Raw genomic sequence first — 20,920 nt, 5'->3', positions numbered from 1 at the left:
CGGTCCCGGAATAGATGATGGGGAGCGGGCACTTATCGTGGTGTCCGCACCACCAGCCACGCCGACAGGGGGAGACCCGTGGCCTCGAACACCACCGTCGCGCGCGCCTCGCGCCGGCCCCAGGAGAGCCCGGCGCAGCGACGTGAGCGGCTGCGGCGCCAGGATCTCCGCGAGTTCCTGATGAGCCGTCGGGCCCGGGTCACGCCGGCCGAGGCGGGCCTGCCCGACGGCGGCCGCCGCCGTACGCCGGGGCTGCGCCGTGAGGAGGTCGCCGTCCTCGCCGGGGTCGGCGCCTCCTGGTACCAGTGGCTGGAGCAGGGCCGCGACATCACCGTCTCGCCGCAGGTCCTGGACGCGGTCGCCCGGGTGCTGCGGCTCAGCGACGCCGAGCGGCGGCATCTGTACGTCCTGGCCGGGCTGAACCCGCCGCAGCCGCACCTGGAGTACGACCCGGAGTACCTCTGCGAGGGCCTGCACCGACTGATCGACGGCTGGATGCCGTATCCCGCGCACATCATGGACGCCTACTGGAACAGCATCGCCTTCAACGACGCGGCGCGGCTCGTCCTCCGGCACGGCTGCCCCGGGGTCTCCTCCAACTGCCTGATCGCCTTCTTCACCGACCCCGTCTACCGGGCCCGCGCCAAGAGCTGGGAGCGCAACGCCCCGACGGTCGTCGCCCAGTTCCGCGCGGCCTGCTCCGAGCGGCCGTACGACGAGGGCTACCAGGAGCTGGTCCGGGAACTGTCCGCGGTGAGCGAGGACTTCGTACGGCTGTGGGCGCTGCGCGACGTCCAGGAGCGTGGGCAGATCATCAAGGAGCTGGAGCATCCGCTGGTCGGCACCCTGAGTTTCGAGACCACGACGCTGCGGATGCCGGCCCGCCCGGACCTGACCGTGGTGATGCACAACCCGCTGCCGGGCTCGGACACGGCGGCCAGGCTGGCCCGCCTGGTCTCCCCGGAGGGGCGGCGGGAAGGGATGTACCCGGTCGCCGGGTGAGCACCGGCGCCCGGCAGCCCCGTCCCCGCCGTCGTGCGCTGCCGCATATGCTCGCCCGTATGACCGAAGCCGAAGCCGCACCGCTGGACCCCGAAGACCGCAAGCTCATCACGCTCGCACGATCGGCGCGGGCCCGTAACGGCGTGCCCGAGGGCGCCGCCGTACGCGACGAGACCGGCCGCACCTACGTCGCCGGCACCGTTGCCCTGGAGTCGCTCCAGCTCAGCGCGTTGCAGACGGCCGTCGCGATGGCCGTCGCGAGCGGGGCCGCCTCGCTGGAGGCCGCGGCCGTGGTGACCGAGGCCGACCGCGCGAGCGACGCCGACCGCGCGGCGGTACGCGACCTGGGCGGACCGGAGACGCCGGTCCTGGTCGCGGGCCCGGACGCCGCCCTGCGCAGCACCGTCCCGGCGGGCGGCCACGGCGTCTGAGACCTGCGATGGTCGGCGCGGCCCCGGCGATCAGAGAGAATGGGCGCCATGAGCGCTCGTACCGACTCCTCCGCCCCGCACCGCGCCGGCTTCGCCTGTTTCGTCGGCCGCCCCAACGCGGGCAAGTCCACCCTGACGAACGCTCTCGTCGGCACGAAGGTGGCCATCACCTCCAACCGGCCGCAGACCACCCGCCACACCGTGCGCGGCATTGTGCACCGCCCCGACGCGCAGCTGGTCCTCGTGGACACCCCGGGCCTGCACAAGCCGCGCACCCTGCTCGGCGAGCGGCTCAACGACGTCGTCCGGACCACCTGGGCCGAGGTCGACGTCATCGGCTTCTGTCTGCCCGCCGACCAGAAGATCGGCCCCGGCGACCGCTACATCGCCGCCGAACTGGCCGGGATCAAGAAGACGCCCAAGGTCGCCATCGTCACCAAGACCGACCTGGTCGACTCCAAGGCGCTGGCCACCCAGCTGCTCGCCATCGACCAGCTCGGCAAGGAGCTGGGCATCGAGTGGGCGGAGATCATTCCGGTCTCGGCCGTCGGCGACAAGCAGGTGTCGCTCCTCTCCGACCTGCTGGTTCCGCTCCTCCCGGAGGGCCCGACGCTCTATCCGGAGGGCGACCTCACCGATGAGCCCGAGCAGGTCATGGTCGCCGAGCTGATCCGTGAGGCCGCGCTGGAGGGCGTACGCGACGAGCTGCCGCACTCGATCGCGGTGGTCGTCGAGGAGATGCTGCCGCGCGCGGACCGCCCGGCGGACAAGCCGCTCCTCGACATCCACGCCAATGTCTACATCGAGCGCCCCAGCCAGAAGGGCATCATCATCGGCCCCAAGGGCAAGCGCCTGAAGGAGGTCGGCACCAAGTCCCGTAAGCACATCGAGGCGCTTCTCGGCACGCCGGTCTTCCTCGATCTGCACGTCAAGGTCGCCAAGGACTGGCAGCGCGATCCCAAGCAGCTGCGCAAGCTCGGCTTCTGAGGCCTCCGGGGGCTAGGCCCCCTCCCGCATGACCCTGGTGATCAAGGTCCGCTGCTCGTCCGTGAGGCGGGGGTCGGAGCAGTACACCGTGTGCCCGTCGACGGTGATCTGGTAGCTGAAGCCGTCGGGGACGCCGACGGGGGGTTCGCTGTGGCCGTCGGCGACGGCCCGTTCGGCGAGGGCCTGCCACTCCCCGGAGTCCTCGCGGTCCGCGGTGTCGATCTCGGCGCGGCGGTCGATGGCGGCGAAGCCGCCGGTGCGGTGGACGTGAATGTGCATATCGGGCTCCTCCGACGTCGCCGGATGCTCTGCGACGGTCTCCTACCCCGTGTGACCACGGTAGTCGTGCGCGGGGCGGGAGCGCCTCCCGGCCGCCCCCGCCCCGCGCCCGCTCAGGCTCCCTCGGCTACGTGGCCTTGAGGTCGACACCGACCTGGTTCCAGGCCTTCGTCACGGCCGTCAGCTCGTCACCGGAGCCGAAGCGGGCCTGCGCGGCGGCGACGGTGAGCTTGGCGAAGTCGGTGAACTTGGCGTTCTTGGCCAGCTTGCCGCCGGTCAGCACGTCGTACCAGATCTGGCCCGCGCGCTCCCAGGCCTTGCCGCCGAGGTCGCTGGCGAACAGGTAGAAGGCGTGGTTGGGGATGCCGGAATTGATGTGCACCCCGCCGTTGTCGTCCATGGTGTCGACGTAGTCCTCCATGGTGGCGGGCTGCGGGTCCTTGCCGAGGACGTCGTCGTCGTACGCCGTGCCGGGGGCCTTCATGGAGCGCAGCGCCGTGCCCTTGTCGACACCCGGGCCGAGCAGATCGGCGCCGATCAGCCAGTCGGCCTGGTCGGCGGTCTGGCCGAGGGCGTACTGCTTGATCAGCGAGCCGAAGACATCGGACAGCGACTCGTTCAGGGCGCCCGCCTGGTCCTGGTACTCCAGGTTGGCGGTGTACTGGGTGACGCCGTGGGTGAGCTCATGGCCGATGACGTCGACGGGGAGGGTGAAGTCCAGGAAGAGGTCGCCGTCCCCGTCGCCGAAGACCATCCGCTCCCCGTCCCAGAAGGCGTTGTTGTACTTCTCGCCGTAGTGGACGGTGGCATCGAGCGGCAGGCCGGCGCCGTCGATCGACTTCCGGCCGTAGGCCTTGAGGTAGAGCTCGAAGGTGGCGCCGAGGCCGGCGTGCGCGCGGTTGACGGACCCGTCCTGGGAGGGGCCGTCGGACTCGGAGTGCACCTTGGTGCCGGGCAGGGTCTCCTGGTGCTCGGCGTCGTAGATGGTGCGGTTGGGCTTGTCGGCGTCGGTAGCGGCCTCGCCGGGCGTACGGGCTTCCGCGCAGACCTCGCGGCGCCGGGTGCGCCGGAGGTGGTCGTGCTCCAGGGTGCGGCGGGCGGGCTCGTGCCGGGCGGGGTCGTCCGACTCGGCGAGCTTGCTGAGGATGTGCGGCGGGATGATCGTGCAGAACACGGGCGTCGTGGGGGCGCAGGTGTGCTTGGCCGAGGAGTTGAGGTCCATGGAAAAACCGTGGCACTGTGTAGCGCCGCTGTCACTGCTTGCGGGGAAGATTCCTTAATATGTGTGGTTCGTCGCATTTAGCCCGTGACGTCCACCACGGTCCCGCATACTGATACACACCCGCCGCTCAGGACGTACCTCGGCTAGGGTGATCGGCATCATGCGTTTCGGGCTGCTTCTCCTTAGCTGCCGCGGTGAGGGCCTGTAGTCGTCGGCCGACCCCCTCCCCGCGGTGTCCGGTGTTGCGATCGTTCGCGCTGTCGGCCTCCCCCGAGCTCTCACGGAGCAGGGGGGTCCCTCCCCAGCGGACATACGAGGAGCCCCACGCACCATGTCGAACCCGTCGAGCCCCGCAGCCAACGCCGTCGGCCGCCGCACGCCGATCACCAACGCGACGCAGCTCCAGCGGCCCTCCGGCATGCCGGTCCACCGGTACGGCCGCTACGAGGCCGTCGAGATCCCCGACCGCACCTGGCCGGACAACCGCATCACGGCCGCCCCCCGCTGGCTGTCCACCGACCTCCGCGACGGCAACCAGGCGCTGATCGACCCGATGTCCCCGGCCCGTAAGCGCGAGATGTTCGACCTGCTGGTGCGCATGGGCTACAAGGAGATCGAGGTCGGGTTCCCGTCCTCCGGGGAGACCGACTTCGCGTTCGTCCGTTCCATCATCGAAGAGGGCGCGATCCCGGAGGACGTCACCATCTCCGTGCTGACGCAGGCCCGCGAGGAACTCATCGAGCGGACCGTGGAGTCGCTGGTCGGCGCCCACCGTGCGACCGTCCACCTGTACAACGCCACCGCCCCCGTCTTCCGCCGGGTGGTCTTCCGCGGCTCGCGGGACCAGGTCAAGCAGATCGCGGTGGACGGCACCCGGCTGGTGGTGGAGTACGCCGAGAAGATCCTGGGCGACGAGACGGTCTTCGGCTACCAGTACAGCCCCGAGATCTTCACCGACACCGAGCTGGACTTCGCGCTGGAGGTCTGCGAGGGCGTGATGGACGTCTGGCAGCCGGAGGAGGGGCGCGAGATCATCCTCAACCTGCCCGCCACGGTGGAGCGTTCGACGCCGTCCACGCACGCGGACCGCTTCGAGTGGATGAGCCGCAACCTGTCCCGCCGCGAGCACATCTGCCTCTCCGTCCATCCGCACAACGACCGCGGTACGGCGGTGGCGGCGGCCGAGCTGGCCGTCATGGCCGGCGCGGACCGGATCGAGGGCTGTCTGTTCGGCCAGGGCGAGCGCACCGGCAACGTCGACCTGGTGACGCTGGGCATGAACCTCTTCTCCCAGGGCGTCGACCCGCAGATCGACTTCTCGCAGATCGACGAGATCCGCCGCACCAGCGAGTACTGCAACCAGATGGAGATCCACCCGCGCCACCCCTACGCGGGCGATCTGGTCTACACCGCCTTCTCCGGCTCCCACCAGGACGCCATCAAGAAGGGCTTCGACGCCATGGAGGCCGACGCGGCCGCCCAGGGCAGGACCGTCGACGAGATCGCGTGGGCGGTGCCGTACCTGCCCATCGACCCCAAGGACGTCGGCCGCTCCTACGAGGCCGTCATCCGCGTCAACTCGCAGTCCGGCAAGGGCGGTATCGCCTATGTCCTGAAGAACGACCACAAGCTGGACCTGCCGCGCCGGATGCAGATCGAGTTCTCCCGGATCATTCAGGAGAAGACCGACGCCGAGGGCGGCGAGGTCACCCCGGCCGCCATCTGGTCCGTCTTCCAGGACGAGTACCTGCCCAACCCCGGCAACCCGTGGGGCCGGATCCAGGTCAAGAACGGGCAGACCACGACGGACCGGGACGGCGTCGACGCGCTCACGGTCGAGGCGGTCGTCGACGGCCGGGACACTGTCCTGACCGGCTCCGGCAACGGCCCGATCTCCGCGTTCTTCGACGCCCTGCAGGGCATCGGCATCGACGTACGCCTGCTGGACTACCAGGAGCACACGATGAGCGAGGGCGCCTCCGCGCAGGCCGCCTCGTACATCGAGTGCGCGATCGACGGCAAGGTGCTGTGGGGCATCGGCATCGACGCCAACACCACCCGCGCCTCCCTCAAGGCCGTCGTCTCGGCCGTCAACCGCGTGGGCCGCTGAGCCGTCCTATCGCGTCGTGCGCCAGGGGATCCGTCCTTCTCCGGAAGGGCGGATCCCTCTGCGGTATCGGTTGTCCGATACGAGGTGCTGACGCCGCATCAAAGGTGTGGCTAACATCACGTCTCATAGGGCGATGGGGCTGTGGGGGAGTGACGGAGGACTGATGTGGGGCGCAAGATCTGTGTGATGGGCGTGTGCACGTCCTGGCGTACCGTCTCCGACGGCGAGTTCTTCTGCCCGGACTGCGGCGGCGACCGCAACTACCGCCGCCGCAGCGGCCGGCGCCGCCTCACCGTCCTCGGTGTTCCGCTGCTCTCCCGCGGCATCGCCGGCCCCGTCGTGGAATGCTCCGCCTGCCGTGGCCACTTCGGCCTGGACACCCTCGACCACCCCACCACCGTCCGCTTCTCCGCGATGCTCCGGGACGCCGTCCACACCATCACCCTCGCCCTGCTCGCCGCGGGCGGCACCTCCTCCCGGGCGGTCCGGGACGCGGCGGTCGGCGCCGTCCGGGCGGCCGGCTTCGCGGACTGTTCCGAGGAGCAGCTCCTCACCCTCCTCGCCGCGGTCACCGCCGTCACCGCCGAGACCTCGGAGGCCACTGAGGCCACGGAGACCGCCGACACCGCTGAATCCGCCGGCAGCGGCGGCCGGCCCGGCCCCGGCCTCTGCGACACCGCGTTCGCCATAGAGCTCCACGAGTGCCTGGAGCCACTCGCCCCGCACCTCGCCCCCGCGGGCCGTGAATCCCTCCTCCTCCAGGGCGCCCGCATCGCCCTCGCCGACGGCTCCTACACCCCCGCCGAACGCGAGACCCTCGCCACGGTCGGCAGCGCCCTGATGCTCCGCCCCGCCGACACCAGCCGACTGCTGGCGGCGGCCCGTACGCCGTCATAAGCGGCGTACGGGCCGCGGGTCAGGCGGAGGCGGCCCCGCCGCCCGGCTTCAGGTGGATCGGAAGGCTGCTCAGGCCGCCGGAGATGAAGCCGTCATTGGGCCGCAACTCGGCGGCGGGAACGGCCAGTCGGAGGTCGGGGAAGCGGGCGAACAGGGCCGGCAGGGCGATCCGGGCCTCCATACGGGCCAGCGGTGCGCCCAGGCAGTGGTGGACGCCGTGGCCGAAGGCGAGGTGCTCCTGGTGGGGGCGCCGGATGTCGTAGTCGCCGGCGGTGCCGCCGTGGAACTCCGGGTCCCGGCCGGCGGCCGCGTACGCCGGGAGGATCGCGTCGCCCTTGCGGATGACGGGGCCGCCGGGGATCTCGATGTCGTCCACCGCGAAGCGCAGCGGGAGACTGGCGATGCTGGGGGCCCAGCGGAGGGTCTCCTCGATGACGTCGCTCCACGCGACCTGGCCGGAGCGCACCAGCTCCAGCTGCTCGGGGTGGGTGAGCAGGGCGTGTACGGCGTTGCCGATCAGATCGACGGTGGTCTCGTGCCCGGCGCCGAGGACCAGCAGCAGGGTGTCGAGGAGCTCCTGCTCGGTCATCCCGTTGCCCTCGTCGTCGCGGGCGGCGACGAGCAGGCTGGTGAGGTCGTCGGCGGGCGCTTCGCGCTTGCTGCCGACCAGTTGGGAGAGCAGGGCGTGGACGCCGGCGCCGGTGGCCGCGGCCTGTTCCGGGGTGGCGGTGGTGTCCATGATGGCCGCGACCAGCCGGGCCAGTTCGGCCCGCGGCGCGCCCTCGGGGAAGCCGAAGAGCTCGCAGATGACCTGCATGGGGAGGGGGTGCGCGAAGTGCGCGCGGAGGTCGACCGCCTCGCCCGCCGGCCGGCTCGCCAGGTCGTCCAGCAGGGCGTGGGTGATGCGTTCGACGCGCGGCAGCATGGCTTCCGTACGGCGGGCCGTGAACGCCGGCGCGATCAGCTTGCGCAGCCGCCGGTGATCGGGACCGTACGCGGTGAACATGTTGGTGACGCCGACCCACGACTGGATCCAGCTGCTGCGGATGTCCTCGCGCTGCCAGGCCGGCCAGTGGTCCCGGGGGTTCTTGGAGACCCGGTCGTCGGTCAGCAGCTCCTTGAGGAGGGTGTGCTCGTTGACCGACCAGGCCTCGATACCGCCGGGCAGCTCGACCCGCACCACCCGGCCTAGTGCGCGGAGGCGGGCTGCCTCTCCGTGGATGTCGGTTCCGACCGGGTCGATGACGTAGGGCTGCTGCTGTCCCTGTTGTGCCATGGAGTGGCTCCTGCCTGGTCGGGGGTGATGGGGGTGAACCGGGCCGGGAGCGAGGTCAGCGCCCGGTGGAAGGCGCCGTTGCGCCACCGCAGCTCGGAGGCGTCCACGGCGAGTTCGATGTCGGACAGCCAGGCCGTGAGCCGCTCGATCGCGGTGGTGGCGATCAGCAGGGCGTGCCGCTGCACCGGGCAGGCGTGCGGGCCGGCCGCCCACGCCAGGTGCGAGCCGCCGCCCGAGCCGGTCGCGGCCGGCGAGCCGGTGTCGTACTGGCTGTTGCAGGCCGCGTACGACACCATCACCAGCTGGCCTCTGCGCACCCAGGTGCCGTGGAAGAACACGTCACGGACCGGGTAGTGCGCGGAGTAGTTGGTCAGCGGCGGGTCGTTCCACAGCACCTCGTTGATCGCGTCCTGCGCGGTGAGCGCACCGCCGGAGAGGGTGTTGTAGTAGCGGTCGTCGGACAGCATCCGGGAGAGCGCGTTGCCGATGAGGTTGGCGAGCGGTTCGTTGCCGGCGCCCATCGTGAGGATGATCTGGTGGACCACTTCCTCGTCGCTCAGCCCGTTGGGGTGGTCCATGTACCACGAGGTCAGGTCGGCGCCCCGCTCGGCCTTCTTCGAGCCGACCAGCTCCATGATGTAGTTGGTGTACGCCTCGTTGGCGGCGGCCGCCTCCTCGGGGGAGTTGCCCTCCAGCATGCCGGCGAGGGCCGCGACCAGCCGTTCGCTGTAGGAATCGGGCATCCCGAAGAGGTTGTTGAACATCAGCAGCGGGAGAAGCCGCGCGTACTCCCCGATCAGCTCGGCCTCGCCCCGGGCGCCGAACCGCTGGATCAGGCTGTCCGCGGCGTGGTGCACCCGCGCGCGCAGCTCATGCGGTTCGACCAGCTTGAAGCTGTCGACGATGACGTCCCGGTAGCGGTCGTGCGCCGGACCGTCGTTGAAGAAGACGTTGGGGCGCCACCCCAGCATCGGCATGACCGGTGAGTCCTCGGGGACCGTCGCCATCCACTCCCGGGAGTCCTTCGACCAGGTGCTGTCGTCGTGCAGCAGGTCGAGCGCCGCGCGGTAGTCGGTGACCAGCATCGCGGTCACGTCCGGCGCGATCTCGACGGGCGCCAGCGCGCCGTACTGCCGCAGCTGCGCGTAGATACGGTGCGGATCGGCGGCGAACTCCGGTCCGTAGAGCTTCACCAGCGGCTGCGCTTCGGGCGGGGCGGCCTGCGGATGCCCCGTCATGGGCTGCTGCTGGTACGGGTGCCCCATGGACTGCTGATGCTCCATGGACTGCTGAGGCGCCGCGGCCCACTGCTGTTGCTGCTGCCACTGTTGCTGCTGTTGCCACTGCTGTGACGGTGACGGTGACTGTGGCTCGTGCTCTTGCGGGTGCGGTTGCTGCTGCGGTGCGGCGTGTGCCGGGCAGCCCGGTGGCGGTGCGGCGGCTCCCGGCTGGTGCGGGGAAGTCACGGGTTCGGGGTCTCCTCGGGGGTATGGGCCAGCACGTGCCCGACGAGCGCGATCAGCGCGTCGACGGACTGGTCCCGGTCACGGGCGTCGCACATGACCAGCGGTGTGTCCGGGTGCAGGTCGAGCGCCTCGCGGAGCTTCTCGACGCTGTACTCGGGCGCGTCGGGGAAGGTGTTGACCGCCACCGCGTAGCGCAGTCCGGCTTCCCCGATGATGTCCATCACCTCGAAGGAGTCCGCCAGCCGGCGGGTGTCCGCGAGGACCAGGGCGCCCAGCGCGCCCCGGGCGATGTCCTGCCACAGGGGACGGAACCGTTTCTGCCCGGGCGTGCCGAACAGGTAGAGCACCAGGTTCCCGGGCAGGGTCAGCCGCCCGAAGTCGATGGCGACGGTGGTGGTGGTCTTCTCCCGTACCCCGGCGAGATCGTCGACGGCCGCGCCGGTCTGGGTCATGACCTCTTCGGTGTGCAGCGGCGGGGTCTCGGACATCGCCCGGATGAGCGTGGTCTTGCCCACCCCGAACGGCCCTGCGACCAGCAGCTTCACCAGCGTCTGGTCCTCGCCGGCGAGGTACATGCTGCCCGTACCGCTACCGGTACCGGTACTAGGACTTGAGAGAGCGGAGTCCATCGAGAACCCTCTCCAGGATCTGTCGGTCGAATTGCTCGGCTTCGGGGATGGGGGCACGGGCGTACAGCCACCCGGCGTCGACGAGGTCCGCGACCAGCACCTTCACCACACTGACGGGCAGCTGAAGGTAGGCGGCGACCTCGGCCAGAGACAGCGCCCCGGGCTGCAACAGCTCCAGGATGCGGTGCTCCTCCGGGCGTACGTCACTGGTGATCGGCATGCCCGCGCTGTGCAGCAGGGTGAGCCGGTCCAACGTGTTACGGCTGGGCTGGGCGCGTCCGCCGGTCGCCAGATAGGCCGGTACGAGGCGCCGCCCGCTGCTCTGGCGCGGTGTCATGCCGGGTTACCGAGGTCCCGGGCCGGGCTGTTCATGACCTTGCTGCCCAGCGTCGTCACCTGGATCTGCATATGGTGTGCGACGACTCCCATGTTCACCTCCGGGTCGGCGAAGACGGCCAGGCAGGTGTTCTCACCGGCCGGTATCGCGAAGACGAAGCCCTCTTCGGACTCGATGACGGTCTGCCGCAGCCGGGTGTCGCTCTTCCCGGCGAACGCGGCGGTGACGGCGCGCCCGGCCCCCTGGAGCGCGGACATCATCGCGGCGACCCCCTCCGCGGACTCGCGGGTCAGGCCCGGCGAGGCGCCCTCGATGAATCCGTCACCGGAGATCACGGCTGCGTGGGTAACATGCGGCAACTCCAAAAGGGGCGCCAGCACCCAGGACTTGTCCTCGGTGACACGGCGGCGGGTAGGGCTGTTCATGGTTGGGCGTTCCCTTCCGGACTGCGAGGGGGATCTGACTGAGCTGCTGCCCGGCCGGATTCGGTACCGCGCTGGAGCGCGGCCCAGCGGGATCCGGTCTCCTCCGGGGAGCGCGGGGGAAGCGGTGCGGAGCGCGGGGCGCTCTCGGCGGGCTCGGGGAGTTCGGAGTGCGCGGAGAGTTCGGAATGTGCGGAGAGGCCGGAGTGCCCGGAGAGCTCGGAAAGCTCGGAGACGGGCTTACGGCGGCGCCGGCGCGGGAGTTCCCCCTCGGCCGGTGCGGCGGGCGCGGGCGCGTCCGCAACGGGCGGTGCGGACTGCGCGGGCTGCGCGTGCCGCGGGGGTGCCGTGGGCTGCGCGGCCTGTGAGTGCGGTGAGGACTGCGTGGGCTGAGCGGGCTGCGTGGGCGAATGCAGGTTCAAGGTCGTACTCGATGTCTGGCTCGAGGCCTGGCCGGTGGCCGCACCGCCCGCCGCCCCCGTGGGCAGTACGGAGGCGGAACGATCCGGCAGTCCGGAACGGTGCGGCAGCGGAGCCATCACGGACATGGGCTGGGCGGTCTCGTCGAGGACGGTGAGCAGCGGATCACCCGGGACGTACACCACGGCCCGCACCCCGCCGTACGGCGACGACTCGACATGCACCCCGAAGCCGTACTGGCGCACCAGCTGGCCGGCCGCCGCGAAGCCGGACCGCGGCGGATCCCCGAGCTGCGTCAGCAGCAGATCGGATTCGCCCGACAGCAGCTCCATCGCCGCCTTGATCTCGTCACCGTGCATCCCGACGCCGTAGTCGTCGATGATCACCGACGCACCCCGGTTGCCCTGCTGGAGGGTGACCGTGACCGGCAGCTCCCGGTGCGAGTGGTGCAGCGCGTTGGCCAGCAGCTCGGTGACCGTGATCGCGACCGGCTCGACGGCCCGCGCGACCACCGCGATCGGGTCCCGCAGCTGATTGCTGATGCGTACCCGCTCATACCCGCGCAGCCGCGACGAGGCCCCCACGACCAGTTCGGCGAGGTACGAGTCCTCCCGGGTCAGCCCCGGCCACGCCCCGCACACCACACCCGTGGCCTGCACACGCCGCAGCGCCTGCTCGTTGAGGAAGTCCGCCTCCAGCAGATCCTGCGCGACACCGGGGTCGTCGTGGCGGTGCTGCATCTCCTGGAGCGCCGTCTGAAGCCGGTAGAGGAGCGCCTGGATCGTGGTCGTCGCCCCCCGCAGCGTGGACTGCGCCGCCGCGTCCACCCGGGCCCGCTCCTTGGTGACGGCCTCGCGGACCTGGTCCAGTACGGCCTGGAGCGCCTGGTCCGTCTCCGTCCCGGCGAACCGGGAGTCCTTCAGCCCCCGTACGGGCACATGCGGGTGGGCGAGCGCGGTGGCGAGGTCGGGCAGCCGGGCCTCGGCGAGGTGCTGGATCTCGGCCTCGGTGGCGCGCAGCCGGGCCGTCAGCTCCGTATTGCTGTGGAGCGTGGCGCTGTTCTGTTCCTCAGCGGAGGTCAGGCGCGCTCTCAGGGCCTTGCGCTGTCCGCTCGCCCGGATCTGGAGCGCCGCCAGGACCACGGCGGCGGCCGTACCTGCGCTGAGGCACCACAACAGCGCCTCCGGTATGGATGTCATCGAGATCCTTATATGGGGGTACTGACGGTACTGACGCGGGGCGGCCGGCCATCACGCCGTCGTGCTGCCGATTCTCACGGGATGCTACCGGGGAGTTGACGTGCCGTGAGGGGCCTTCCCGGGACCCGGCTGAGAAGTGCGGAAGCTCACGCTCCGCCCACGATGCCCGGACCATAACGCGATACGGCCCCGTCATCCAGCGGAGATGACGGGGCCGTGCGCGTGCGCTCTGTGTACCCTCGGTGAAGCCCGGTCAGGCGCCCGGAAACCGTTCGTTCTTGACGGCGTCTACGAAAACGGACCAGGCGGTGGCCTGGAACGCGATTGCGGGGCCATGCGGATTCTTGCTGTCTCGGACGGGGACGAGGCCGGGGAACTGGTCGGCGATCTCGACGCAGCTGCCGCCGTTGGTGTCGCTGTAGCTGCTCTTGCGCCACTCAGCGTTGCTCAGGTCGTACTCGCGCATCGTCTGTAGTCCTCCGCCGCCGATTCGATCAGGGCCAGGGACGCCTCCGGCGACAGCGCGGCGGCCCTAGCCAGATCGTAACCCTCCTGTACGTGCTTCACTACGGCCGGATCGTCCAGCAAATTCCCTGAATACACGCCTTCTGTATAGGCAGTTGGCGGGGCGTCCTCGAACTCCATGAGCGTCACCATCTTTCCGATGACCGAAAACGCGCCCGCCGCGAACGGGAGTACCTGCACCAGGATTTTCCGCTCGCGCATGAGCCGTGTGATGTGCTCCAGCTGATCGGCCATGGCGGCTGGACCGCCTACCGGCACTCGCAGCACTGCCTCATGCAGAATGGCCCAGTATGTGGGCCGTGCGGCCTCCTTGAGGATGGCCGCCCGGTCGAGCCTGGCCCGAACCTTCTCCTCGATGTACTCGTCCGTCGCGAGTGGATTGCCCGCGAGCAGGAGTGCTCGCGCGTACGACGGCGTTTGCAGCAGCCCAGGCACGATCATCGATTCGAAGTCGCAGATCTTTGTCGCCAGCCGCTCCAGATCCGCCGCTGCCGCGAAGTAACGCGGATACCGCTTGTCGTCGATCAGCTCGCGCCAGGCCCGCTCGAAATAGCTGTCGGTGTGGAGCACCTCGTCGATCTGGATCGCCACGTCCAGCTGTGGCCTGCGGAGCGCCTTCTCGAACTGGCCGATGTAGCTGCCGGAGACGAATACCCGCCGCCCCAGCGCGTCCTGAGTGAGACCGGCTCCCTCTCTTCGCCGCTTGAGTTCTGCGCCCCAGAACTCCCAGGCGGCCCGTCGCGAAGTGTCGGCCATCGGCCTTGCCCCCTTGCGCTGTACAGCGGTTGTGACCCTGCTCTCACGTGCTTCCGCGCAGCTTAGTTCCGTAGCGTCACGGTCCGTGCGCGAACCGTGAAAGCGCTCAGTCGGCTCCGGCCATGGGCGAGAATGGGCGCCATGAGTCTGTTCCGCGACGACGGCATCGTGCTGCGCACCCAGAAACTGGGCGAGGCGGACCGGATCATCACGCTGCTCACCCGGGGGCACGGCCGGGTGCGGGCGGTGGCCCGGGGGGTGCGGCGTACGAAGTCGAAGTTCGGGGCGCGGCTGGAGCCTTTCTCCCACGTCGACGTGCAGTTCTACGCGCGCGGGAGCGAACTCGTCGGGCGCGGGCTGCCGCTGTGTACGCAGAGCGAGACGATCGCCGCGTACGGTGGCGGAATCGTCACCGACTACGCCCGCTACACGGCCGGTACGGCCATGCTGGAGACCGCCGAGCGGTTCACCGATCACGAGGGCGAGCCCGCGGTGCAGCAGTACCTGCTGCTGGTGGGCGGGCTGCGGACGCTGGCCCGCGGTGAGCACGCCCCGCACCTCGTCCTGGACGCCTTCCTGCTGCGCTCGCTCGCCGTGAACGGCTACGCGCCGAGTTTCGACGGCTGTGCGCGCTGCGGGCTGCCCGGCCCCAACCGGTTCTTCTCGGTCGCGTCGGGCGGGGTGGTCTGCGGCGACTGCCGGGTGCCCGGGAGCGTCGTACCCTCCTCGGAGGCCATCGGGCTCCTGAGCGCGCTGCTGACCGGCGACTGGGAGACCGCGGACGCCTGCGAGCCCCGCCATGCCCGGGAGGGCAGCGGGCTGGTCACGGCGTATCTGCACTGGCATCTGGAGCGGGGCCTGCGCTCTCTCCGGTACGTAGAGCAGTAGAGCAAGAGAAATATCAAGACCCTCACAGCCGACGCATAGGAGAAGTGGGCCGCATGGCACGACGCGGGATTCTGGGCCGTCATCGACGCGAGTACGTCACGCCCGAGCCGCATCCTTCCGGCGCGCGGCCGCCGAAGATCCCCGGGGAGCTCGTCCCGAACCATGTGGCCGTCGTGATGGACGGCAACGGGCGGTGGGCCAAGCAGCGCGGGCTGCCGCGTACCGAGGGGCACAAGGTCGGTGAGGGCGTCGTCCTGGACGTCCTCAAGGGCTGCCTCGAGATGGGCGTCAAGAACCTTTCGCTCTACGCCTTCTCGACCGAGAACTGGAAGCGGTCACCCGAAGAGGTCCGCTTCCTGATGAACTTCAACCGTGATGTGATCCGGCGGCGGCGTGACGAAATGGACGCGCTGGGTATTCGTATCCGGTGGGTCGGGCGGATGCCGAAGCTGTGGAAGTCCGTGGTCCAGGAGCTCCAGGTCGCCCAGGAGCAGACCAAGAACAATGACGCGATGACGCTGTATTTCTGCGTCAATTACGGCGGGCGGGCCGAGATCGCGGATGCCGCGGCGGCTATCGCGGCGGATGTGCGGGCCGGGAAGCTGGACCCGTCCAAGGTCAACGAGAAGACCGTCGCGAAGTACATGTACTACCCGGACATGCCGGATGTGGACCTTTTCGTCCGGCCGTCCGGTGAGCAGCGGACCTCGAATTACCTGATCTGGCAGAGCGCGTACGCCGAGATGGTCTTCCAGGACATTCTCTGGCCGGATTTCGACCGCCGGAATCTGTGGGACGCCTGCCTGGAGTACGCGAAGCGGGACCGCCGGTTCGGCGCCGCGCCGGAGCCGGACGGCCGGCCGGCCACGTAACACGGAGTCGCACACACGCGAACGGGCCGCCCCAGTAGGTGCTGGGGCGGCCCGTTCCCGTTGTCACTACTTGTCGTCGGCGGTCTGTTCCGCACAGGCTCCGCACGTACCGAAGATCTCGATCGTGTGGGCGACGTCCCGGAAGCCGTGCTCGGCGGCGATCTGGTCGGCCCACTTCTCCACCGCGGGGCCCTCGACCTCGACGGCCTTGCCGCAGGTCCGGCACACCAGGTGGTGGTGATGGTCGTCGGTGCTGCACCGGCGGTAGACCGCCTCGCCGTCGCTGGTGCGCAGCACATCGACCTCGCCGGCGTCCGCCAGCGACTGCAGCGTCCGGTAGACGGTGGTCAGCCCGACCGAGTCGCCCCGGTGCTTGAGCATGTCGTGCAGCTCCTGCGCACTGCGGAACTCGTTCACCTCGTCGAGTGCGGCGGACACCGCGGTCCGCTGCCGCGTCGACCGGCCGCGTACCGGAGATCCCGCGCTCGTCGCCACCGTTGCCTCCCTAGGACGTCAGGATTCTTCCCCCTGCACATGCGTCCCGCCATTGTGCCAGGTGATGACCGGCGGGCCGGTGGGGCGCTTACACGTATGTCCCCCGGCTGCCGTCATCCGGCCGGCTGCCGTCGTCATCCGGCCACGCTCACATCGTCCGCCGTGGTGCGGCCACCGGGTACCTCCAGGGTGCACCCCTGACCGGGCTGCGCGGCGGCTCTGGCGCGTCTTTTCGCCAGCGGTGCGGCGAGCGCGGTGAAGGCGATGAACAGGCCGATGGCGAAGAGGACGATCGTGGCGCCGGACGGGACGTCCACGTAGTAGGAGGTGGCGGTGCCCGTCAGGGTGACCGCGATGCCGATCGCGACGGCCACCGTGAACGTGGTGGCGAAGCTGCGGCTGATCTGCTGGGCGGCCGCGACCGGGATCACCATCAGGGCGCTGACCAGCAGCAGACCGACGACCCGCATGGCGACGGTGACGGTGACCGCGGCGGTGACCGCGACCAGGAGGTTGAGCAGGCGGACCGGCAGGCCGGTGACCCGGGCGAAGCCCTCGTCCTGGCAGACCGCGAACAGCTGGCGGCGCAGCCCGATCGTGATCGCCAGGACCAGGGCGGCGAGCACGTAGATCGTGGTCATGTCCTCCGGCGAGACGGTGGTGATCGAGCCGAAGAGGTACGTGCCGAGGTTGGCGTTGGAGCCGGCGTCGGAGAGGTTCATGAGCATCACGCCGCCTGCCATACCGCCGTAGAACAGCATGGCCAGCGCGAGGTCGCCGCGGGTCTTGCCGTACCAGCGGATCAGCTCCATGATCACGGAACCGGCGATGGCGACCGCGGTGGCGGCCCAGACCGGGCTCTGGTTGAGGAGGAAGCCGAGGCCGACGCCGGTGAGGGCGATATGGCCGATGCCGTCGCCCATCAGGGCCTGGCGGCGCTGGACGAGATAGATGCCGATGGCGGGGGCGGTGATGCCGACGATCAGGGCGGCGATCAGTGCCCGCTGCATAAAGGCGTAGTTGAGAATTTCCATGATGGTGGGCCTCTATGAGGTGGGCTATGAGGTCGACTGTGAGGTCGGCACTAGGTCAGCAGGCCGGTGCGGAGCGGCTCCGCGTCGGCGTCGGCGTGCGGGTGTACGTGGTCGTGGCCGGGGAGGGCGTGCTGGCCCACGGCCTCGGGCGGCGGGCCGTCGTGGACGACGCAGCCGTCGCGCAGCACCACCGCGCGGTCGATCAGCGGCTCCAGCGGGCCCAGCTCGTGCAGCACGAGCAGGACGGTGGTGCCCCGGGCGACCTGCTCGCGCAGGGCGCCGGCGAGCACCTCCTGGCTGGCCAGGTCGACGCCCGCCATCGGCTCGTCCATGATCAGCAGCTCCGGCTCGCCGGCCAGCGCCCGGGCTATCAGCACCCGTTGGTGCTGGCCACCGGAGAGCGCGTTGACGGAGTCCTTGGCGCGGTCGGCCATCCCGACCAGCTCCAGGGCGTGGTGCACCGCGGCCCGGTCGGCCTTGCGCAGGATGCCCAGCTTCGTACGGGCCAGCCGGCCGGCGGTGACGACCTCGCGGACGGTGGCGGGGACCCCGCCGGCCGCGGTGGTGCGCTGCGGGACGTACCCGATCCGGGCCCAGTCCCGGAAGCGGCGGAACTCCGTACCGAACAGGGACAGCGCACCACCGGTGAGCGGGACCTGGCCGATCAGCGAGCGTACGGCGGTGGACTTGCCGGAGCCGTTGGCGCCGAGCAGCGCGACCACTTCGCCGCTGTGCACGGTGAGGTCGACACCGCGCAGCACGGGGCGGGCGCCCAGCGACGCGTTGGCGCCGCGCAGGTCGACGACGGGCTGGGGGACCGGCTCGGGGAGCGGCTGCTTCATGGACTCCATGGGCGCCATGGGGACCTCCTTCATGTGCAGCGGGTGCGCGGTGGTCACTTGCCGCCGAGCGCCTTCTGCAGCGCGGCGAGGTTGGCGCGCTGGACGCCGAAGTAGTCCCGGCCGCGGGACTTGTCGTTGATTCCCTCGATCGGGTCGAGAACGTCGGTCTTCAGACCGAGGTCGCCGGCCAGGGTCTTGGCGGTGGCCGGGTTGGCGATCGTCTCGAAGAAGACCGTGGAGACGTGGTGCTTCTTCGCGAGGGTGTGCAGTTCCTTGATGCGCTTGCCGCTCTGGTCGGAGGCCTCCGGGTCGAGGCCGCTGATGGCCTCCTCGGTGAGGCCGTAGCGCTCGGCGAGGTAGCCGAAGGCGGCGTGGGTGGTGATGAAGGTGTCCGAGGCGCGGTTCTTCAGGCCGTCCTGGAACTCCTTGTTCAGCCCGTTCAGCTTCTTCACCAGGGCGTCGGTGTTCTTCTGGTAGTCGGCCTTGTGCTCCGGGTCCGCCTCGGCGAGGGTCTTGTTGACGCCCTTGGCGACCTCGGCGTACTTGACCGGGTCGAGCCAGACGTGCGGGTCGTTGCCGCCCTCGGCCTCGGAGTGGGAGTGGCCCTCGTGGCCGTCCTCCTGCCCGTCCTTGTGTTCGCCGCCGTGCTCGTCCCCGTGCTCGTCCCCATGGGCGTGCTCGTCCCCGTGGGCGTGGTCGTGGCCGCCGACCTCGGTGCCGTGCTTCTCCAGGGAGGTCAGTGCGGCGGCGTCGGCGACGTGCTTGACGCCGGACTGCTTGACCGCGTCGTCCACGGCCGACTGCAGGCCCTTGAGGTAGACGATCGCGCCGGACTCGCTGAGCCGGGCGGTCTGCTTGGGGGTGAGCTCCAGGTCATGGGGCTCGACGCCGGGCCTGGTGAGGTTGGTCACCTCGACATGCTCCCCGCCGATCTGCTCGGCGAGGAATTCCATGGGGTAGAAGGACGCGGTCACCTTCAGCTTGCCGTCGGCCGCACGCCCGGTCGCGGAGGGGGAGCAGGCGGAGAGGGCCAGGAGCCCCAGCACCGAGGTGCCGGCGAGGGCGGCGACGGAGAGGTGACGGCGTATGTTCATGACAGTCATTTTCAACAAAGTTGGAAACGATTGTCAATAAATCGGATCGTCATGTGAGCGGGGCGACAGTGGGGTGCGTCAGCGGTCCGGGTCCGATGCGGTCGGCCGAACTGTGATCATGGTCAATGACCTGGTTCTGATTCGGCCAGCGGCCCGGAACCGATTTGGCCCGGGGGGTACGGCCGCCGGTACCCTGAACTATTCGCCCATCCGTCTCCCGACCACCACCCCTCATGGAGGCGCAGGGCGCCGCCCTATCCATCGTTCGTCGTCGTATGAAGAGAGCACCGTGGCCGCCGACAAGATCGATACCATCGTCAGCCTGAGCAAGCGCCGTGGCTTCGTCTATCCCTGCAGTGAGATCTACGGCGGCTCCCGTGCTGCCTGGGACTACGGTCCGCTGGGCGTCGAGCTCAAGGAGAACATCAAGCGCCAGTGGTGGCGCGCCATGGTCACCTCCCGCGAGGACGTCGTCGGTATCGACTCGTCGGTGATCCTGGCCCCCGAGGTGTGGCAGGCGTCCGGCCACGTCGCCACGTTCACCGACCCGCTCACCGAGTGCACCTCCTGCCACAAGCGCTACCGCGCCGACCACCTGGAGGAGGCGTACGAGGCCAAGCACGGCAAGCTCCCCGAGAACGGCCTCGCCGACATCAACTGCCCGCACTGCGGCAACAAGGGCGGCTTCACCGAGCCCAAGCAGTTCTCCGGTCTGCTCTCCACCCACCTCGGCCCGTCCCAGGACACCGCCTCGATCGCCTACCTGCGGCCCGAGACCGCGCAGGGCATCTTCACCAACTTCGCCCAGGTGCAGCAGACTTCGCGCAAGAAGCCGCCGTTCGGTATCGCGCAGATGGGCAAGTCCTTCCGGAACGAGATCACTCCGGGCAACTTCATCTTCCGTACCCGCGAGTTCGAGCAGATGGAGATGGAGTTCTTCGTCAAGCCGGGCGAGGACGAGCAGTGGCACGAGTACTGGATGGAGCAGCGCTGGAACTGGTACCGCGACCTCGGTCTCCGCGAGGAGAACATCCGCTGGTACGAGCACCCGAAGGAGAAGCTGTCCCACTACGCCAAGCGCACGGCTGACATCGAGTACCGCTTCAACTTCGGCGGCACCGAGTTCAGCGAGCTGGAGGGCGTCGCCAACCGCACCGACTACGACCTGGGCGCGCACTCCAAGGCGTCCGGCCAGGACCTCTCCTACTTCGACCAGGAAGCCGGCGAGCGCTGGACCCCGTACGTCATCGAGCCCGCGGCCGGTGTGAACCGCGCGATGCTCGCCTTCATGCTCGACGCGTACGTCGAGGACGAGGCGCCCAACGCCAAGGGCAAGATGGAGAAGCGCACGGTCATGCGGCTCGACCCGCGCCTGGCGCCGGTCAAGGTCGCGGTGCTGCCACTGTCGCGCAACCCGCAGCTCTCCCCGAAGGCCAAGGGCCTCGCGGCCGACCTGCGGAAGAACTGGAACATCGAGTTCGACGACGCGGGCGCCATCGGCCGCCGCTACCGCCGCCAGGACGAGATCGGCACGCCGTTCTGCGTCACGGTCGACTTCGACACCCTCGACGACAACGCGGTCACCGTGCGCGAGCGCGACACGATGAAGCAGGAGCGGGTGTCCCTGGACCAGATCGAGGCATACCTGGGCGTCCGCCTGCTGGGCTGCTGACCAGGACGTGGTGATTGGGGCCGGTTCCCGTCGGGGGGCCGGCCCCAGCGTTGCGTGGAGGCGCC

At 69.8% G+C, this 20,920-nt stretch carries 22 protein-coding genes; 8 read left to right on the top strand and 14 right to left on the bottom strand.

The features are described from left to right. Positions 1-180 precede the first annotated feature (180 nt). Genes AZE13_RS25645 through era form a run of 3 tightly spaced genes read left to right on the top strand, consistent with a single transcriptional unit; the run spans position 181 to position 2,420 of the window. Positions 181-1,002, top strand: coding sequence for a helix-turn-helix transcriptional regulator (locus AZE13_RS25645; protein ID WP_079124368.1), 822 nt, complete (start codon positions 181-183; stop codon positions 1,000-1,002). A gap of 47 nt (positions 1,003-1,049) precedes the next feature. After that, complete coding sequence (locus AZE13_RS25640) at positions 1,050-1,433, top strand: cytidine deaminase (RefSeq protein WP_181690448.1); 384 nt, start codon at positions 1,050-1,052, stop codon at positions 1,431-1,433. Positions 1,434-1,481: 48 nt separating this feature from the next. After that, complete coding sequence (gene era / locus AZE13_RS25635) at positions 1,482-2,420, top strand: GTPase Era (RefSeq protein WP_066936633.1); 939 nt, start codon at positions 1,482-1,484, stop codon at positions 2,418-2,420. Positions 2,421-2,432: 12 nt separating this feature from the next. Here the strand turns inward: era and AZE13_RS25630 are convergent, their stop codons facing one another. Continuing rightward, positions 2,433-2,699, bottom strand: coding sequence for a protealysin inhibitor emfourin (locus tag AZE13_RS25630; RefSeq protein ID WP_066936630.1), 267 nt, complete (start codon positions 2,697-2,699; stop codon positions 2,433-2,435). Between the two features lie 127 nt (positions 2,700-2,826). After that, positions 2,827-3,921, bottom strand: a complete 1,095-nt coding sequence (locus tag AZE13_RS25625; RefSeq protein WP_066936628.1) for a M4 family metallopeptidase — start codon at positions 3,919-3,921, stop codon at positions 2,827-2,829. A 331-nt stretch (positions 3,922-4,252) separates the two neighbouring features. Here AZE13_RS25625 and leuA point away from each other — a divergent pair, with 331 nt between their 5' ends. Together leuA and AZE13_RS25615 are read left to right on the top strand one after the other, a co-directional pair. After that, positions 4,253-6,031, top strand: a complete 1,779-nt coding sequence (leuA, locus tag AZE13_RS25620) for a 2-isopropylmalate synthase (RefSeq protein ID WP_066936625.1) — start codon at positions 4,253-4,255, stop codon at positions 6,029-6,031. A 186-nt stretch (positions 6,032-6,217) separates the two neighbouring features. Continuing rightward, positions 6,218-6,928, top strand: coding sequence for a TerB family tellurite resistance protein (locus AZE13_RS25615; protein WP_066936786.1), 711 nt, complete (start codon positions 6,218-6,220; stop codon positions 6,926-6,928). 19 nt (positions 6,929-6,947) lie between these two features. Here the strand turns inward: AZE13_RS25615 and AZE13_RS25610 are convergent, their stop codons facing one another. From AZE13_RS25610 to AZE13_RS25575, 8 genes are all read right to left on the bottom strand, one after another. After that, a complete protein-coding gene (locus AZE13_RS25610; RefSeq protein WP_066936622.1) occupies positions 6,948-8,204 on the bottom strand; it encodes a cytochrome P450 family protein in 1,257 nt (418 codons plus the stop codon). Continuing rightward, positions 8,117-9,670, bottom strand: coding sequence for a cytochrome P450 (locus AZE13_RS25605; protein WP_398780226.1), 1,554 nt, complete (start codon positions 9,668-9,670; stop codon positions 8,117-8,119). Before AZE13_RS25605 ends, AZE13_RS25610 begins: the two co-directional genes overlap by 88 nt. Beyond that, entirely contained in the window at positions 9,667-10,299 is a 633-nt protein-coding gene (locus AZE13_RS25600; RefSeq protein WP_066936618.1) for an ATP/GTP-binding protein, read from the bottom strand. The genes AZE13_RS25605 and AZE13_RS25600 overlap by 4 nt, the downstream gene beginning before the upstream one ends. Next, positions 10,274-10,636 (bottom strand): DUF742 domain-containing protein, encoded by a 363-nt coding sequence (locus AZE13_RS25595; RefSeq protein WP_066936615.1) that lies wholly within the window; start codon positions 10,634-10,636, stop codon positions 10,274-10,276. Before AZE13_RS25595 ends, AZE13_RS25600 begins: the two co-directional genes overlap by 26 nt. Further along, positions 10,633-11,061, bottom strand: coding sequence for a roadblock/LC7 domain-containing protein (locus AZE13_RS25590; RefSeq protein ID WP_066936613.1), 429 nt, complete (start codon positions 11,059-11,061; stop codon positions 10,633-10,635). The genes AZE13_RS25595 and AZE13_RS25590 overlap by 4 nt, the downstream gene beginning before the upstream one ends. Beyond that, positions 11,058-12,677, bottom strand: a complete 1,620-nt coding sequence (locus tag AZE13_RS25585; RefSeq protein WP_066936610.1) for an ATP-binding protein — start codon at positions 12,675-12,677, stop codon at positions 11,058-11,060. The genes AZE13_RS25590 and AZE13_RS25585 overlap by 4 nt, the downstream gene beginning before the upstream one ends. A 253-nt stretch (positions 12,678-12,930) precedes the next feature. Beyond that, positions 12,931-13,143, bottom strand: a complete 213-nt coding sequence (locus AZE13_RS25580) for a DUF397 domain-containing protein (RefSeq protein ID WP_066936608.1) — start codon at positions 13,141-13,143, stop codon at positions 12,931-12,933. Continuing rightward, a complete protein-coding gene (locus AZE13_RS25575; protein WP_066936605.1) occupies positions 13,125-13,958 on the bottom strand; it encodes a helix-turn-helix domain-containing protein in 834 nt (277 codons plus the stop codon). Before AZE13_RS25575 ends, AZE13_RS25580 begins: the two co-directional genes overlap by 19 nt. Before the next feature lie 141 nt (positions 13,959-14,099). Between AZE13_RS25575 and recO the strand changes: the two genes are divergently transcribed. Further along, on the top strand, positions 14,100-14,846 hold the full coding sequence (gene recO / locus AZE13_RS25570) for a DNA repair protein RecO (protein WP_066936783.1): 747 nt from the start codon (positions 14,100-14,102) through the stop codon (positions 14,844-14,846). Positions 14,847-14,899: 53 nt separating this feature from the next. Continuing rightward, positions 14,900-15,718 (top strand): isoprenyl transferase, encoded by an 819-nt coding sequence (locus tag AZE13_RS25565; RefSeq protein ID WP_066936602.1) that lies wholly within the window; start codon positions 14,900-14,902, stop codon positions 15,716-15,718. Positions 15,719-15,784: 66 nt separating this feature from the next. On the opposite strand, the gene AZE13_RS25560 is transcribed toward AZE13_RS25565, so the two are convergent. The 4 genes from AZE13_RS25560 to AZE13_RS25545 all read right to left on the bottom strand — a co-directional run bounded on the left by AZE13_RS25560 (position 15,785) and on the right by AZE13_RS25545 (position 19,183). After that, entirely contained in the window at positions 15,785-16,213 is a 429-nt protein-coding gene (locus AZE13_RS25560) for a Fur family transcriptional regulator (protein ID WP_079124361.1), read from the bottom strand. Between the two features lie 134 nt (positions 16,214-16,347). Beyond that, positions 16,348-17,247, bottom strand: a complete 900-nt coding sequence (locus tag AZE13_RS25555; protein WP_066936596.1) for a metal ABC transporter permease — start codon at positions 17,245-17,247, stop codon at positions 16,348-16,350. 50 nt (positions 17,248-17,297) lie between these two features. Continuing rightward, positions 17,298-18,089, bottom strand: coding sequence for a metal ABC transporter ATP-binding protein (locus tag AZE13_RS25550; RefSeq protein WP_066936780.1), 792 nt, complete (start codon positions 18,087-18,089; stop codon positions 17,298-17,300). Positions 18,090-18,142: 53 nt separating this feature from the next. After that, a complete protein-coding gene (locus tag AZE13_RS25545) occupies positions 18,143-19,183 on the bottom strand; it encodes a metal ABC transporter substrate-binding protein (protein ID WP_066936594.1) in 1,041 nt (346 codons plus the stop codon). Between the two features lie 289 nt (positions 19,184-19,472). Between AZE13_RS25545 and AZE13_RS25540 the strand changes: the two genes are divergently transcribed. Next, positions 19,473-20,855, top strand: coding sequence for a glycine--tRNA ligase (locus AZE13_RS25540; RefSeq protein ID WP_066936591.1), 1,383 nt, complete (start codon positions 19,473-19,475; stop codon positions 20,853-20,855). Positions 20,856-20,920 lie beyond the last annotated feature (65 nt).

The sequence above is a fragment of the Streptomyces sp. NBRC 110611 genome, assembly GCF_001590865.1.
GTDB lineage: Bacteria > Actinomycetota > Actinomycetes > Streptomycetales > Streptomycetaceae > Streptomyces.
This window is presented reverse-complemented; position numbering and strand designations above follow the sequence as displayed.

What these genes read in the sequence shown, in the direction of transcription:
- AZE13_RS25645 (WP_079124368.1), top strand. Translation starts at nt 181, where the DNA reads ATGAGCCGTCGGGCCCGGGTCACGCCGGCCGAGGCGGGCCTGCCCGAC.
- AZE13_RS25640 (WP_181690448.1), top strand. Translation starts at nt 1,050, where the DNA reads ATGCTCGCCCGTATGACCGAAGCCGAAGCCGCACCGCTGGACCCCGAA.
- era (WP_066936633.1), top strand. Translation starts at nt 1,482, where the DNA reads ATGAGCGCTCGTACCGACTCCTCCGCCCCGCACCGCGCCGGCTTCGCC.
- AZE13_RS25630 (WP_066936630.1), bottom strand. Translation starts at nt 2,699, where the DNA reads ATGCACATTCACGTCCACCGCACCGGCGGCTTCGCCGCCATCGACCGC.
- AZE13_RS25625 (WP_066936628.1), bottom strand. Translation starts at nt 3,921, where the DNA reads ATGGACCTCAACTCCTCGGCCAAGCACACCTGCGCCCCCACGACGCCC.
- leuA (WP_066936625.1), top strand. Translation starts at nt 4,253, where the DNA reads ATGTCGAACCCGTCGAGCCCCGCAGCCAACGCCGTCGGCCGCCGCACG.
- AZE13_RS25615 (WP_066936786.1), top strand. Translation starts at nt 6,218, where the DNA reads ATGGGCGTGTGCACGTCCTGGCGTACCGTCTCCGACGGCGAGTTCTTC.
- AZE13_RS25610 (WP_066936622.1), bottom strand. Translation starts at nt 8,204, where the DNA reads ATGGCACAACAGGGACAGCAGCAGCCCTACGTCATCGACCCGGTCGGA.
- AZE13_RS25600 (WP_066936618.1), bottom strand. Translation starts at nt 10,299, where the DNA reads ATGGACTCCGCTCTCTCAAGTCCTAGTACCGGTACCGGTAGCGGTACG.
- AZE13_RS25595 (WP_066936615.1), bottom strand. Translation starts at nt 10,636, where the DNA reads ATGACACCGCGCCAGAGCAGCGGGCGGCGCCTCGTACCGGCCTATCTG.
- AZE13_RS25590 (WP_066936613.1), bottom strand. Translation starts at nt 11,061, where the DNA reads ATGAACAGCCCTACCCGCCGCCGTGTCACCGAGGACAAGTCCTGGGTG.
- AZE13_RS25585 (WP_066936610.1), bottom strand. Translation starts at nt 12,677, where the DNA reads ATGACATCCATACCGGAGGCGCTGTTGTGGTGCCTCAGCGCAGGTACG.
- AZE13_RS25580 (WP_066936608.1), bottom strand. Translation starts at nt 13,143, where the DNA reads ATGCGCGAGTACGACCTGAGCAACGCTGAGTGGCGCAAGAGCAGCTAC.
- AZE13_RS25575 (WP_066936605.1), bottom strand. Translation starts at nt 13,958, where the DNA reads ATGGCCGACACTTCGCGACGGGCCGCCTGGGAGTTCTGGGGCGCAGAA.
- recO (WP_066936783.1), top strand. Translation starts at nt 14,100, where the DNA reads ATGAGTCTGTTCCGCGACGACGGCATCGTGCTGCGCACCCAGAAACTG.
- AZE13_RS25565 (WP_066936602.1), top strand. Translation starts at nt 14,900, where the DNA reads ATGGCACGACGCGGGATTCTGGGCCGTCATCGACGCGAGTACGTCACG.
- AZE13_RS25555 (WP_066936596.1), bottom strand. Translation starts at nt 17,247, where the DNA reads ATGGAAATTCTCAACTACGCCTTTATGCAGCGGGCACTGATCGCCGCC.
- AZE13_RS25550 (WP_066936780.1), bottom strand. Translation starts at nt 18,089, where the DNA reads ATGAAGCAGCCGCTCCCCGAGCCGGTCCCCCAGCCCGTCGTCGACCTG.
- AZE13_RS25545 (WP_066936594.1), bottom strand. Translation starts at nt 19,183, where the DNA reads ATGAACATACGCCGTCACCTCTCCGTCGCCGCCCTCGCCGGCACCTCG.